The sequence below is a fragment of the Streptomyces ambofaciens ATCC 23877 genome (assembly GCF_001267885.1).
In the GTDB taxonomy this organism is placed as follows: Bacteria; Actinomycetota; Actinomycetes; order Streptomycetales; family Streptomycetaceae; genus Streptomyces; species Streptomyces ambofaciens.
The window spans coordinates 572536-584958 of sequence record NZ_CP012382.1 but is presented as its reverse complement, the minus strand read 5'-3'; the positions used below and the strand labels follow the sequence as shown (position 1 = coordinate 584958).

The following is a 12423-nucleotide window of genomic DNA, read 5'->3' as shown; positions in this document are numbered from 1 at the left end:
CGCCATGCTGACGCAGGCCACATCTGCCCCCGGCATGGTCATCAACGCCGCCCTCCTGGACGCCGACCCTTACGCGCTGTGCACCCCCGACGGCATGGTCGACCTGCGCACCGGCCTGGTGAAAGCACCGGACCCGCCAAGGACTTCCACTCACGGTCCACCACCATCGGACCCACGAACCATGCCGACTCCACGCTGGGAACGCTTCCTGGCAGACGCCTTCGGCGAAGACGCCGAAGCCCAGCACATGGTCAGCGACTTCCAACTGCTGCTCGGCTACTCCGTCACCGGAGACGTCGGCGGACAGGTCCCGCCGCTCCTCTTCGACTCCGGCACAATCGGCAAGTCCGTTCTGCTGGACGTCCTGATGAGACTCCTGGGCGACTATGCCGACGCAGCACCGCTCGGCTTCTCATGGCACGCCCTCCATGGCCGACGCGCCATCTTCTGCTCAGAGGTAAAGCACGGAGACAAGTACACCGAAAGATCGACAACCTGGCAGACCCCCTCGTCACCGAGGAAGGACCCGGTTCGGAGCCGGTATTACGCTGGGCGGTCTGAGTCTGGACGGAACTCTATAGAACGGTCTGAATCGGCTGAAGGCCGTCCGCACCCTGATGAAAGGTCCGAGCATGACCACACCGGACGATCCAGCTCCGCTGGATGAGACCTTCGAGTGCACCTTCGAGTTCCAGCCGGGGTGGATCGATCTCACGCTGCGCGACGGGACCAAGGCCGAGGCCAAGGAACTGGCAACGGAGGTCGTGAACCGGCTCAATCCACTCGGCCTCCAGATCGAGAAGAGCGCGGTCTTCGACGACATGGTCGAGCGGGCCGTGGACCTCAACGACGGCACGCCCACACTCGCGGCGGCGTACTACTCGGAGGCGGGGGAGGCCCTCGCAAACCTCATGGTCGACTCGTACGGCGATGAGGGCGTGCCTCGGCCCGACCGGGGAGAGGTCGTCCCGCTGCTTCTGCAGTGGGGTAACGCGGAGGTCACGGGTACACCCCAGATCGCTCACCTCGAGTTGGCCGCGGGACCTGCGGTGCGTATCCAGGCAACGCTCAAGATCAAGCGGATACTCGGCTTCGGTCGCAAGCTGACCGAGTTCATCAAGTACGCCGTCTTCCCTCCCGGCATGGAGAGTCTCATCGTTGTCACGGTGACCTGGGAGAAGATCGCTCTCACAGAACAGATCACCGAGTTGGCTGACGAAGCAGTTCGGACCATGCGGATTACTCCTCTCTTGACCGGAGACGTCTCGACTCCCGCTGATGGAGGGGCGGCATGAAGACGGTCGACCAGTTCTCCTCACCGCCCACGGACTACAACGTGGCCGTCCCAGACGGCTGGTTCCAGCTCGGGCATGTGAAGATCGCGCGCAGACGGCTTCCGCGGGATTGATCTTGGGCATGCATCGGCCGCACCTCAATGACCCCACCATGAGGAGAGCCGAGCACAGTGACCACGCCCCCCTTCACGCCCACACCGACTGCGCCGGGCAGCCTTCCTCTGATTGGGCACGCCCACCGCCTCGCTCGCACCCCCCTGCCCTTCATGGCCTCGCTGCGAGAGCACGGCAGCGTCGTGCGCATACGTATCGGCACCGCGCCCGCCTATGTGGTCACCGACCCTGCCCTCACGCGCAAGGTCCTGGTCACCGACGCCGCGGACTTCACCAAGGGCGGCAAGATCATCGACGCGCTCCGCGTGTTCTTCGGTGACGGACTCGCCACCGTGGCGGACGGAGACGTCCACCTGCGCAACCGGCGCCTGATGCAACCGATGTTCAACAAAGCCCACATCGCCACCCGCGGCGACGCCATGATCAACCAGGTTCAGTCCATGGTCGACGCCTGGGAGGACGGCGAACACCGTGACGTCTTCGCCGACATGAACAACCTGACCCTGGCAGCCTTCCTCGTCGCACTGTTCGGCACAGACCTGCCACCCCACCTGCAAGAGGAATTCACCGCCCTCATGCCGGCCATCATGAAAGGAACCATCCGTCAGACCATCCTGCCGCCCTGGGCCAACCGGCTGCCACTGCCGGCGAACCGTGCCCACGCGGCCCGGGTGGCCCGCCTGCGCACGCTCATCGACCAGGCCATCGACCACCACACCAGCCGACTGTCCACCACGTCCGCGACGACGACGCAGGCCACCGGGTGCCCCCACGCCGACCGTCCCACCGGTCTCTTCGAAACGCTCCTCACCGCACCAGAGCCCCTCAGCCGTCAGCAGCTCCAGGACGAAGCCATCACCCTGCTGACCGGAGCCATCGAGACCACCGGTACCACCCTCGCCTGGTCCCTGTACGAGATCAGCCAGCACCCGCACGTCGAACAACGCCTGCGCGCCGAGCTCACCTCTGTCTGCCAGGACCGACCGCTTCGCTATACCGACGTCGACCAGCTCCACTACGCCCGCAGCGTGCTGCAGGAAGCCGTGCGCAAGTACGGGCCGGCCTGGATGGTGACGCGCACCGCGACCCGAGACACCAAGTTGGGCGGACACGCCATTCCGGCAGGCGCAGACGTCGTATGGAGCCCGTACCTCCACCAGCACGACCCGGAGGTCTTCCCGGATCCCGAGCGTTTCGACCCGGACCGCTGGACGCGCGGAGAGGCCGCGGCCACCCGTGGATCATTTCTCGCCTTCGGCGACGGACGACGCAAATGCATCGGCGAGAACTTCGCCTGGGCCGAGCTGCAGATCATCCTGGCGACCATCCTCCAGAACTGCTCGCACCTTCAACTGACGACACGACCGCCGCGGCCGCAAGCTGTCGTCACCGTCAAGCCCGACCGTCTGACCATGTCCTACAGCCGCCCCACCACAACAAGGAATGAAGACGACGAAGGCCAGGCCCACTGCCCGACCGCCCAACCGAGCACCCCGTGATCCACCAACCGTGAGCGGATAGGTCGTCCCCTCTCGCGTGCAGAAGCAGAGCGCCCCGGAGGGACGTCCGACGGTACTGGAGGACAGCAGAAGTCGGATGCGGTCCCACTGCCGGTCGGTCAGCGGGGTGTGACGAGGCATCAGGACCAGACCGCAGAGGCGCTGCGCACCCCGTTGGCAGCCCCGGTCGGGTTCAGTCGATCGTCTTGATCACCCGGGCTGGCACTCCCGCGACCACGGTGCCGGCAGGAACATCACGTGTGACCACCGCACCGGCAGCGACCACCGCACCGGCGCCGATGGTCACCCCTTGCGTGATCACGGCAGCCGTCCCGATCCAGACGTCGTCCTCGATGACAATCGGGGCGAACGAGAGGTACTCGCGGCGCTCGGCCAGGCGCAGGGGGTGGCCCCCGGTGATGAGGCTGACCCTTGGGGCGATCATGACGCCGTCGCCGATACGGATGCCTCCCTTGTCCATGAAGGTGCATCCCTGGTTGACGAAGACGTTCTCCCCGAACGTCGTGTTGAGCCCGTACTCGGTGAAGAACGGCGGGTAGATCACCACCGACTCCGGCAGCGGACCGCCGAACACAACAGAAAGTAGTTCCGCGCGCCCTTCGCTGTCGCTGAAGGGCAACACGTTCAGCCGAGACGTCGCATCGGTCACCTCCACGATCCGCTCCGCATGACGCGTGAACTCAGGGGTCCGGACGTACATGACCTGCTCTGTGCGAGTAGACATGCGCCTATCCCACCACCGCGCAGAACAATCGATCAAACAACCCGCACCACGCCAGACACAACCATCAGTTGTAGAAGTAGGGTAGAAGTGTGGATGCTGAAGCGCTACGGACATTCGTGGCAGTCGCCGAGACCGGCCAGTTCCAGGCTGCTGCCGACCAGCTGGGGATCAGCCAACAGGCGGTCTCCAAGCGGATCGCGGCCCTGGAGAGGCACATCGAGGTCACGCTCTTGGTGCGGACCTCCCGAGGCTCCCGACTGAGCCTGGACGGGCAGGTTTTCCTGCCGCACGCCAAGAAAGTCCTGGCGGCCATCGAGCAGGCCGAACAGGCCGTACGACCCGGAAGCCGTCCCTTGCGCGTCGATGTCCTCAATCGGCGTATCGCCCCGGCCCAGGCTGTCTACCGGTTCTACCGCTCCCACCCCGAGACGGACCTGGACGCGGTCACGCTGAGCGCGGAGAACGCCGCCCAGGCCGCCCAGGCGGTGCTCGAAGGGACCGTCGACGCGTCCTTCCGCGCCCTGCCGGCCGACCAGGTCCCGGCGGGCATCATCGCCGAACGACTCCTGGACGCACCCCTGGAGCTCCTGGTGGGACCCGGCCACCCACTGGCTGACGCGCCCTGGGTCAGTCCCGCGGCCCTGGCCGGCCACCGCATCTGGATCCCCGGGATCAGGTCCGACACGGAGTGGGCGGCGTTCTACCAGGCGCTGTCCAAGGCCTTCGGCCTGAGCATCGACGCGCTCGGCCCCAACTTCGGTGACGAGGCCCTGATGGACGCGCTGGCCGACTCGGCCTCGCTGGCCACCCTCGTCGGCAGCGGAGACCGGTACCTGTGGCCCCAGGCCCACGACCTACGGCGCATCCCGTTGCACGACCCGACCCCGGTCTACCCGCACGCATTGCTGTTTCGCAGCGGAGACCAACACCCCGTGCTGACCGCGCTACGCGACCATCTGCGCACCGCAGGCCCGAGGCCCCCGCACGACGTGTGGGCACCGGACTGGAGTGTCGCCTGAGGGGCGACTGTGCATCCGCCTGTGCACAGTCGCCGCGCACGCCGACTGTGCAGGACCTCCATCATCGTTGTGCAGCCGCCTGCACAATGAGTGCCGGAAGCCCCCGCGCAGCCGGGAGTGTCCACCGCCCTGCACGCGAGCGGCCCGTGGCGAGGCTGTTGGGCGCGAGCTGGTGGTTACCGTTCTTCAGGCGTGAACGGGCCGCTCGCGGGGGCTACGCACATTTCGACGACGGTCTGTTCGCCGGCCGCCGAGCCGTCCAAGCAGAGTCGTCCGCCGCGGTCGCGCAGGTCGACGAAGAACCGTGTGGTCGTACCGGACTGCTCCAGGTCGTGGATGCGCTCGTCGATGTAGCCGAGATCGTTCAGGATCGCCCTGACCTTGGCGGGGGTGGGGTCCGCCAGATCCCACAGCTCCTGGGCGATGCGCTGTTCATGGCGAACGCCCGCGCACCAGTCGCGAGCGTTCAGCTCCACTTCCGGCCCCGCCGTGGGGGCGATCGGCTCGATCGCCTCGCTCGGCGGTGTCTCCACCGAACCGGGCGACAACGTCTCCGCCGGACCGATCGGCGGCGCCTCTGGCGCAGCGCTCGGGGGACACGACTGCGCGACCTGACTCAGCATCTCCGTGAAGGCCGCGTTGGGCCGGGCCCCGGCGGTGTCAACGTGCTTGCTCTGCGGTCCGTCGGCGTCTGTCTTCTCCGTGCCGCAGGCGGTGAGCGCCAAAGTGGTGAGAGCTGCTACCGCGAGCGTGAGCCGCAGGCGGCGCGGGGAGCGGGCGACCGGGCTCGTCGAGACAAGGGTTCTCATGTGCCAAGTCTTCGATCAAGCCGCCGCCTCTACGTGAGTGCACGTACTCACAGGAGTAGGGGTGGGGTACTCACTCGGACCTCGATGACACGTGCCCAAGCTTCAGCAATCGTGTCAACAGGATAGGGGAGACCTTCGCGTCGTGGACAGGGTCAACAGCGCAGCGGTGGCGCCGCGGGGGAGGGCATGGCCCGATGGCCTCCTGGTGGCCAGGAGGCTTACGAGGGTCGGGTTCGTCGGAGAGCGGCGCGGGCGTCGTGTCGTACGCGGCCCGAGTGGTTACTGGGCGGTGTAGCCGCCGTCGACGGGCAGGGCGATGCCGGTGACGTAGCCGGCGCCGTCGCTGCAGAGCCACAGCACGGCCTGGGCGATCTCGTCGGCGGTGCCGAGCCGGTCGATGGCCTGGCCGGCTTCGGCCCGGCTGAGGTCGAGTTCTCCGCCGTCGACCATGGCGTCGACCATCGGGGTGCTGATCGTGCCGGGGCATACGGCGTTGATCCGGACGCCGCGGGAGCCGTATTCGAGGGCGGCGCTCTTGGTCAGGCCGATCACGCCGTGCTTGGTCGCGTGGTAGGCAGCGCGGCCGGGGTTGCCGACCAGGCCACCGAGGGAGGAGCAGTTGACGATCGCGCCGCTGCCCTGCTCCCGCATGTGGCGCAGTTCGTGCTTCACGCTCGCCCAGATGCCCCGCAGGTTGATGCCCTGGACGCGGTCGAACTGCTCGGCGCTCTCGTCTGCGGCGTCGGTGGGCGGGGGCATGATCCCGGCGTTGTTGTAGGCCATGTCGAGCCGGCCGAAGGCTTCGACCGTGCGGTCAACGGCGGCGGCGACCTGGTCCTCGTCGGTGACGTCACAGACCAGCGCGAGGACCTGATGGCCGTCGTCCGCGAGCCGCTCGGCGGCGGCGTTCACGGCGTCCTCATCAATGTCGGCGAGGGCGACGGCGGCTCCCGAGGCGGCGAAGGCGCGGGCGGTGGCCAGGCCCATGCCAGAGGAGGCGCCGGTGACGAAGGCGACCTGTCCGGTGAAGTCGTAGGTGGGGTTCATGGCGGTTGCTCCCAACGAAGGCGTACAGGCGTGGAGTTCAGCGTGCGGTCGTCGTGGCGGCTTCAGCTGTCTGCCGAGGTTCGTCGGTGTCGGTGATGTGGTGGGCGACGATCCGCGCGGGGCCGGCGGTGCCGCGCAGCGCGAGGGCGATCAGGGGCAGCAGGGTGAGCGCGGCGAAGACCGCACCGACCAGGGCCGGACCGGACAGACCGAGCGAGGAGTCCAGGGCCCGGCCCGCGACAAGGGAACCGGCGGCAATGCCGGTGTTGTAGCCGGAGGTGGTCAGCGCCGAGGTGAGGGTGGGAGCATCCCCGGCGAAGCGGACGGCCAGGGAGGTGACGACCGGGTTGACGGTGAACCCGGCCAGGGCCATGCCGAAGACCAGAACCACGGCGGCCACCGGACTGCTGGAGGCCGGGATCAGGGCCAGCAGGATGAGGGCGGTGGCCGCCGACGCGGTGATCGTCGTCACCATCGGGCGGCGGTCCCCGAGACGGCCCCCGATGGCGGTGCCGCCCAGCGCACCCACACCGAAGGCGATCAGCACCAGCGGCACAGCACCCGCCGGGATGCCCGCCCGGTCGGTCAGCAGCGGCGTGATGTACGTGTACGTCGCCAGGACACCGCCCATGATCAGCACGGCCGCGCCGAGCGCCAGCCACAGCCGCCCCTGTCCCAGGGCCCGGACCTCGGCCCGCACCGACACCTCGGCCCGCAGTCCGGTACGAGGGATGAACCGGCCGACGAACGCGGCGGCCAGCGCGGCGAGAACGGCCAGCGCCCAGAACGGGCCGCGCCAGCCGGTGTACTGACCCACGAACGAGCCGATCGGCACGCCGACGACATTCGCCAGCGTGAGGCCGCCCATCATGACGCCGACCGCCCGCGTGGCATGTGCGGGCCCGGCGGCGGTGGTGGCGATGACGAAGCCGACCGCCCAGAACGCTCCGGTGGCCAGAGCGGTCACGACCCGGGCGGTCAGCACGACGGTGAAGGAGGTACTCAGGGCGGCCACGGTGTGCCCGAGTGCGAAGACGGCGAGGGCGCCGACGAGGGTGTGGCGCTGGGGCAGGCGCAGGGTGGCCATGGCCATCGTCGGCCCGCCGACGATCATTCCGACGGCGAATGCGGTGATCAGCAGACCGGCGTGCGACAGGCTCACGTTCAGGTCGGCGGCCATCTCGGGCAGCAGTCCGGCGATGACGAACTCGGTGGTGCCCATCAGGAACGTGCCGGCGGCGAGCACCCAGACGACGAAGGGCAGCTTGCCGCGGGCGGACCCGGTGGCGGAGGACATGCGAAAACTTCTTCCCGTACGAGGAGGCGGGGTGGACGAGGTCAGGAGGTGGCCTCAAGGGTGATGCGGTCGGCCCCGGACAGCTGGTCGGCGTCGGCGTCGATGTGCCCGAGGATCAGCAGGTCGGAGGAGGCGGAGGGGCCGTTCTTGTAGAAGAAGGCGAGGTTGCCCCAGGGCGCGAAGTAGGCGATGTCTCCGACCTTTGCCGCGGCCGGTTCGGGGGCGTCTTCGGTGGTCAGCTTCCTGGGCGGGTCGGCGATCCGCTCGGTCCCATGGAAGTCCTCCAGGTCCAGGGTGAGTGGGAGCAGGGAGGCGAGGTCACGGGCGGCGGGGCTGTCGTTCAAAGTCGCGTCGACGGGCCGGCCGTCGATGGTGACGCGGATGTCCATCGGAGTTCTCCTGTCTGAGACGGACGCGCTTGCTGACACCGAAGTCTGCGGCTGCCCGGTCACGGACGATGACGCGGAGCCGGTGGCCGGCGCCTGCTCGACGGGCGAGTCGTCGGAGCAGGCGGTCGCGGTCACCAGCAGTACGCCGGTGATGGCGGTGGCGGTCAGGGCCCGGCGAAGGATGAAGGTCACGGAGGGCCGTCCAGCAGGTCGGGCATGGGCTCGGCGTAGTGGCGGAAGCCCTTGCGGTCGGTGTGCAGGCCGTACAGCCGCTCGGCCAGCGCCGTGGGGCTGGAGGTCGCGGAGTCGGGGCTGATCGCGCCGGGGACGATGAGCTGCGCGGCGTGGATGTTCTCCGGGGCGAGCGCGGTGTGGAGCATGGCCGCGTAGGCGCTCTCAGCGGCGAACGCGATCGAGGTGCCGGCCCGGTCCGGGTGCGGGCGTACCGCGCTGCCGCCGTTGACGAACAGCAGCGTGCCCCGGCCCAGCTCCCGCATTCCGGGCAGGACCGTGTTCACGCAGGTGAGCGGCCCTTTGACGGAGAAGCCCAGCGGGTCATCCAGGTCGGCTGCGGTGGTGTCCAGGACCGGCTTCATGAAGTCGCCGCGGGGCACCGGGCTGAACTGCAAGATCTCGACGGGTCCCAGCGTGTCCGCGGCTTCACGCAGGGCCGCGGTGAGGGAGGCGGGGTCGAGGACGTCGGCGGTGAAGCCGCAGGCGTGGATGTCCTCCCTCGCCAGGTCGGCTACCAGGTGGTCCTGATGCTGGGCGCTGCGTGAGAGAAGGGCGACGCTGTGGCCCGCTTTGCCGAAGCGACGGGCGGCTGCGAGCCCCAGGCCGGGGCCGGCGCCGACGAGGGCGAAGGTGGTCACGGTAGTTCTCCTCAACAACGTGGGTGCGGGCGGGCCCCGTAGAGGCCGCCCGAGGAAGGAGCAGTGTGGTCACCGAGCGGCTTCACGGCGGGGCATGCGTCCGCGGTGCTGTGCGGCGCCCTGGACCAAGGGCCCGGGCTCAGCTGGTGGCCGGGGCTCCGGCGTACCGCAGGGTGTGGAGCTGCGCCTCAGCCGCCTTGGCGGCCGAAGGAGAAGCACCACACCTTCCAGGTAACCCCCTCTTCACGCGCGCAGCGAGGCACTGACAAGGGGTGCACCGGCAGTACATCCCTATGGCCGCGTGCGGGACGTACCGTCGAAGACATGGACAACCGTGAGGAGGTCCGCGAGTTCCTCACCTCGCGGCGCGCGAAGATCACCCCTGGCCAGGCGGGACTGCCCGAAGGTTCCCGGCGCCGTGTGCCGGGCCTGCGCCGCGGCGAGGTCGCGGCCCTGGCCGACATGAGCGTGGAGTACTACTCGAAACTGGAGCGTGGCAACCTCGCCGGGGTCTCCCCGTCCGTCCTCGAAGCTCTCGCCCGCGCCCTCCAGCTCGATGACGCCGAGCGCGCCCACCTGGTGAACCTGGCCCAGGTCGCCGACGGCTCCGACGCCCTCACCCGCCCCCGCCGCCGTACCAAAGGGCAGTGGAAGCCGCACCGCAGCCTGCAATGGACCCTGGACGCGATCACCGCCGGACCGGCGTTCGTCCGCAACGGGCGCATGGACATCCTCGCCGCCAACCAGCTCTTCCGCGCCTTCTACGCCGACGTCTACACCACGCCCGGCAACCAGCAGAACCTGGCCCGCTTCACCTTCCTCGACCCCGCCGCCCGCCGCTTCTACCCCGACTGGGACGCCTTCGCCGACATCACCGTCGCCATCGTGCGCGCCGAAGCCGGCCGCAACCCGCACGACAAGGGCCTGCACGACCTGGTCGGCGAGCTGTGCACCCGCAGTGACGAATTCCGTACCCGGTGGAGTGCGCACAACATCCGCCACCACGGCACCGGCACCAAGCACTTCCACCACCACGCCGTCGGCGACCTCTCCCTCGCCTTCGAGGGCCTGGACATGGCCGCCGCCCCCGGACTCACCCTCACCATCTATACCGCCGAGCCCGGCTCCCCCTCCGAAGAAGGGCTGCGCCTCCTCGCCACCTGGGCCGCCACCCAGGAAGCCGACCCGGGCACCGAACGGTCGGCGATCGGCTGACCGCCGACAGGGCTGGGAGGGTCCGATCAGCGGTGCCCGGAGCGCCGGGGGCTGACGGGGTGGTGTCCGGAGCGCCGAGAGGCCGGCGGGGCGCGGCCGGGGTAGGCGACCCGCTGGGAGCGCGTGACCCCACCCCTCGTGTGCGGGGTGGGGTGCACGGGTGGAGCACGGACGGTTTCCCTGAGCTTTCGGTCAGTCTCCGACCAGGACGGGCCGCGGCGCAGGTGCCCGGGAGGTCGCGGAGAAGTTGCCCTCGACCTCGGCCTTCTCGGCCGCGTTCGGGTAGGGGTTGGTGCAGGGGACGCCCGCGCTGGACCCCGACATCAGACTGGAGCAGGGGCCGGGCTTGCGGTCCGGCAGCCCCAGGATGTGCCCGAGTTCGTGGGACGAGATGCGCACCGTGTTGTAACCCTGGTTCACGGCTTGGCGCCCGATGTAGACGGTGCCGTTGCCGAGGGAACCGGGCAGGGCACGCGGCCAGCCGTTGTCCGCCAGGACGCGGATGTTGGCGCGCTGTCCGGACGCGGCCGGTCGGAGCTCCACGCTGTCGACGCTCTCGTTCCAGATGGCCGCGCCGCGGTCGACCGCGGATTTGAACTCCGCGGAGCCGCTCGCGTCGTAGGTGAGGATCCGGGCGGCTGCGGCAGCGGGAAGCGTGGAGCCTCCGGACGGGCCGGCGGCCGAGGCCTGGCCACCGAGCAGGGGTAGGGACATCAGCAGCGTCGCGGCCAGGCCGCCGGTCAAGGTACGGACGTGCATGGTCGACCTCCTTGTGGGGGGAAGGTAGTCGCGTTCATGACACCACCTGCCTCCCTGCCCGCATCGCACGGCCGCCAATCCGTCATTCCGGCTGCCGAGCCGGATCACCGGATGCCCCCACCCGTGTGCCGGCGGTTCCGTCACCCCCCGCGCGACCGGCGGGAGTCGGGCCGACGGGCTCCTGTCGAAGGGTGACGTCATCCGTCCCGCGAGACGTCGTCCGTCCCGCAATGCCTTGTCAGGGCCGCAAGGTCTCCTCAGGGCCGCAAGGTCTCCTCAGGGCCGCGAGACCTCGTCGGGCCCGGGAGGCCCTACCCCCAGGAGCCGACACCCGCGAGCTCCTCGGAGATCCGCCAGATGCGCTGCGCCTCCCCGGTGTCGCGCAAACGGCTGTACAGCTTCTGCTCCCCCGGAGGGCCACCCATGTGCCCGGGCCCCTTCGGTCCGTAGAAGCCCCCGCCGACGGCCTGGGGGGACGTGGCGGCGAGCAGGGCAGGCAACTGCGCCGTGTGCACCGTGCCGACAAGGATGCCGCGGGTGGACAGGGCGCGGATCAGGCGTACTCCCAGCGTGTCCTCGGTGCGGCCGACCTCGGGGCGGGCGGCGAGCAGGCTCGTCGGCGCGATTCCCGGGTGGGAGAGGTTGCTCGTGATGCCCCAGCCCGCCGCTTCGGAGCGCCGGTCGAGTTCGAGTCCGAAGAGACCGAGGGCGATCTTCGACTGGCTGTAGGCGCGCATGCCGTTGTAGGAACGCTGCCAGCCCAGGTCGTCCCAGTTGATGGCGTTGCGGTTCGCGGCGACGCTGATCTGGGACGTCACCCGGGCCCGGCCGGCTCGCAGCAGCGGCAACAGGTGGTGGACCAGGGCGAAGTGGCCCAGGTGGTTGGTGCCGAACTGCAGCTCGAAGCCGTCGGCGGTCGTCTGCCGGTCGGGCGGGGTCATGACGCCGGCGTTGTTGACGAGGAGGTGGATGGGGCGGCCCTCGTCCAGCAAGGCCTTGCCGAGTGCGGTGACGGAGGCGAGCGAGGAGAGGTCGAGGGCGCGCAGCGACACGTTCGCGTGGGGCGCCCCCTGACGGATCCTGGCAACCGCTCCCTCGCCCTTGCGCGGATTGCGGACCGGCATGACGACCTCCGCGCCGGCGGCGGCCAGACGCGTGGCGATGCCGAGTCCGATTCCGTCACTCGCTCCGGTGACGACGGCACGCTTCCCGGTCAGGTCGGGAACGCTGATGTCGGTGTCCTGGCGTGGCATGTGTGCACTCCCTCACGATGTCGTCGTCCCCAAGGTGTCCCCGGCGACCGGACGTGTCCAGGACCTCCCGATCCACTGATGGGCGGGCCGGGTCGCGGCGGACCGGGGCC

The 12423-nt window shown here is 69.4% G+C and carries 13 protein-coding genes; 5 read left to right on the top strand and 8 right to left on the bottom strand.

All coding sequences use genetic code 11. From position 1 onward, the window contains the following. The first annotated feature begins 4 nt into the window (after positions 1 to 4). The 3 genes from SAM23877_RS37075 to SAM23877_RS02600 all read left to right on the top strand — a co-directional run bounded on the left by SAM23877_RS37075 (position 5) and on the right by SAM23877_RS02600 (position 2908). A complete protein-coding gene (locus SAM23877_RS37075) occupies positions 5 to 667 on the top strand; it encodes a hypothetical protein (RefSeq protein WP_079029979.1) in 663 nt (220 codons plus the stop codon). Beyond that, complete coding sequence (locus tag SAM23877_RS02605; RefSeq protein WP_053126485.1) at positions 633 to 1295, top strand: hypothetical protein; 663 nt, start codon at positions 633 to 635, stop codon at positions 1293 to 1295. The genes SAM23877_RS37075 and SAM23877_RS02605 overlap by 35 nt, the downstream gene beginning before the upstream one ends. A gap of 170 nt (positions 1296 to 1465) precedes the next feature. Next, on the top strand, positions 1466 to 2908 hold the full coding sequence (locus tag SAM23877_RS02600) for a cytochrome P450 (RefSeq protein ID WP_053126483.1): 1443 nt from the start codon (positions 1466 to 1468) through the stop codon (positions 2906 to 2908). A gap of 193 nt (positions 2909 to 3101) precedes the next feature. Here SAM23877_RS02600 and SAM23877_RS02595 read toward each other — a convergent pair whose 3' ends face one another. Continuing rightward, positions 3102 to 3629: a sugar O-acetyltransferase gene (locus SAM23877_RS02595; RefSeq protein WP_053142088.1), complete on the bottom strand. Its 528-nt coding sequence runs from the start codon at positions 3627 to 3629 to the stop codon at positions 3102 to 3104. Between the two features lie 113 nt (positions 3630 to 3742). On the opposite strand from SAM23877_RS02595, the gene SAM23877_RS02590 reads away from it, so the two are divergent. Continuing rightward, positions 3743 to 4672, top strand: a complete 930-nt coding sequence (locus SAM23877_RS02590) for a LysR family transcriptional regulator (RefSeq protein ID WP_053126480.1) — start codon at positions 3743 to 3745, stop codon at positions 4670 to 4672. Positions 4673 to 4848: 176 nt separating this feature from the next. Here the strand turns inward: SAM23877_RS02590 and SAM23877_RS41100 are convergent, their stop codons facing one another. The 5 genes from SAM23877_RS41100 to SAM23877_RS02565 form a co-directional block, all read right to left on the bottom strand. Beyond that, on the bottom strand, positions 4849 to 5481 hold the full coding sequence (locus SAM23877_RS41100; RefSeq protein WP_063796768.1) for a hypothetical protein: 633 nt from the start codon (positions 5479 to 5481) through the stop codon (positions 4849 to 4851). Positions 5482 to 5760: 279 nt separating this feature from the next. Next, complete coding sequence (locus SAM23877_RS02580; protein WP_053126478.1) at positions 5761 to 6528, bottom strand: SDR family NAD(P)-dependent oxidoreductase; 768 nt, start codon at positions 6526 to 6528, stop codon at positions 5761 to 5763. A gap of 37 nt (positions 6529 to 6565) precedes the next feature. Beyond that, positions 6566 to 7825 carry an MFS transporter gene (locus tag SAM23877_RS02575; RefSeq protein ID WP_244902905.1) on the bottom strand — a complete coding sequence of 420 codons (1260 nt, stop codon included), beginning with the start codon at positions 7823 to 7825 and terminating at the stop codon, positions 6566 to 6568. 41 nt (positions 7826 to 7866) lie between these two features. Beyond that, complete coding sequence (locus SAM23877_RS41095; protein ID WP_053126476.1) at positions 7867 to 8406, bottom strand: cyclophilin-like fold protein; 540 nt, start codon at positions 8404 to 8406, stop codon at positions 7867 to 7869. Then, positions 8403 to 9086, bottom strand: coding sequence for an SDR family NAD(P)-dependent oxidoreductase (locus tag SAM23877_RS02565; RefSeq protein WP_053126474.1), 684 nt, complete (start codon positions 9084 to 9086; stop codon positions 8403 to 8405). Before SAM23877_RS02565 ends, SAM23877_RS41095 begins: the two co-directional genes overlap by 4 nt. 324 nt (positions 9087 to 9410) lie before the next feature. Between SAM23877_RS02565 and SAM23877_RS02560 the strand changes: the two genes are divergently transcribed. Continuing rightward, positions 9411 to 10301 (top strand): helix-turn-helix transcriptional regulator, encoded by an 891-nt coding sequence (locus tag SAM23877_RS02560; RefSeq protein ID WP_053126471.1) that lies wholly within the window; start codon positions 9411 to 9413, stop codon positions 10299 to 10301. A 192-nt stretch (positions 10302 to 10493) separates the two neighbouring features. Here the strand turns inward: SAM23877_RS02560 and SAM23877_RS02555 are convergent, their stop codons facing one another. Together SAM23877_RS02555 and SAM23877_RS02550 are read right to left on the bottom strand one after the other, a co-directional pair. Next, entirely contained in the window at positions 10494 to 11060 is a 567-nt protein-coding gene (locus tag SAM23877_RS02555) for a snapalysin family zinc-dependent metalloprotease (RefSeq protein WP_053126469.1), read from the bottom strand. Positions 11061 to 11371: 311 nt separating this feature from the next. After that, complete coding sequence (locus SAM23877_RS02550) at positions 11372 to 12313, bottom strand: SDR family oxidoreductase (RefSeq protein WP_053126467.1); 942 nt, start codon at positions 12311 to 12313, stop codon at positions 11372 to 11374. Between the last annotated feature and the right edge of the window lie 110 nt (positions 12314 to 12423).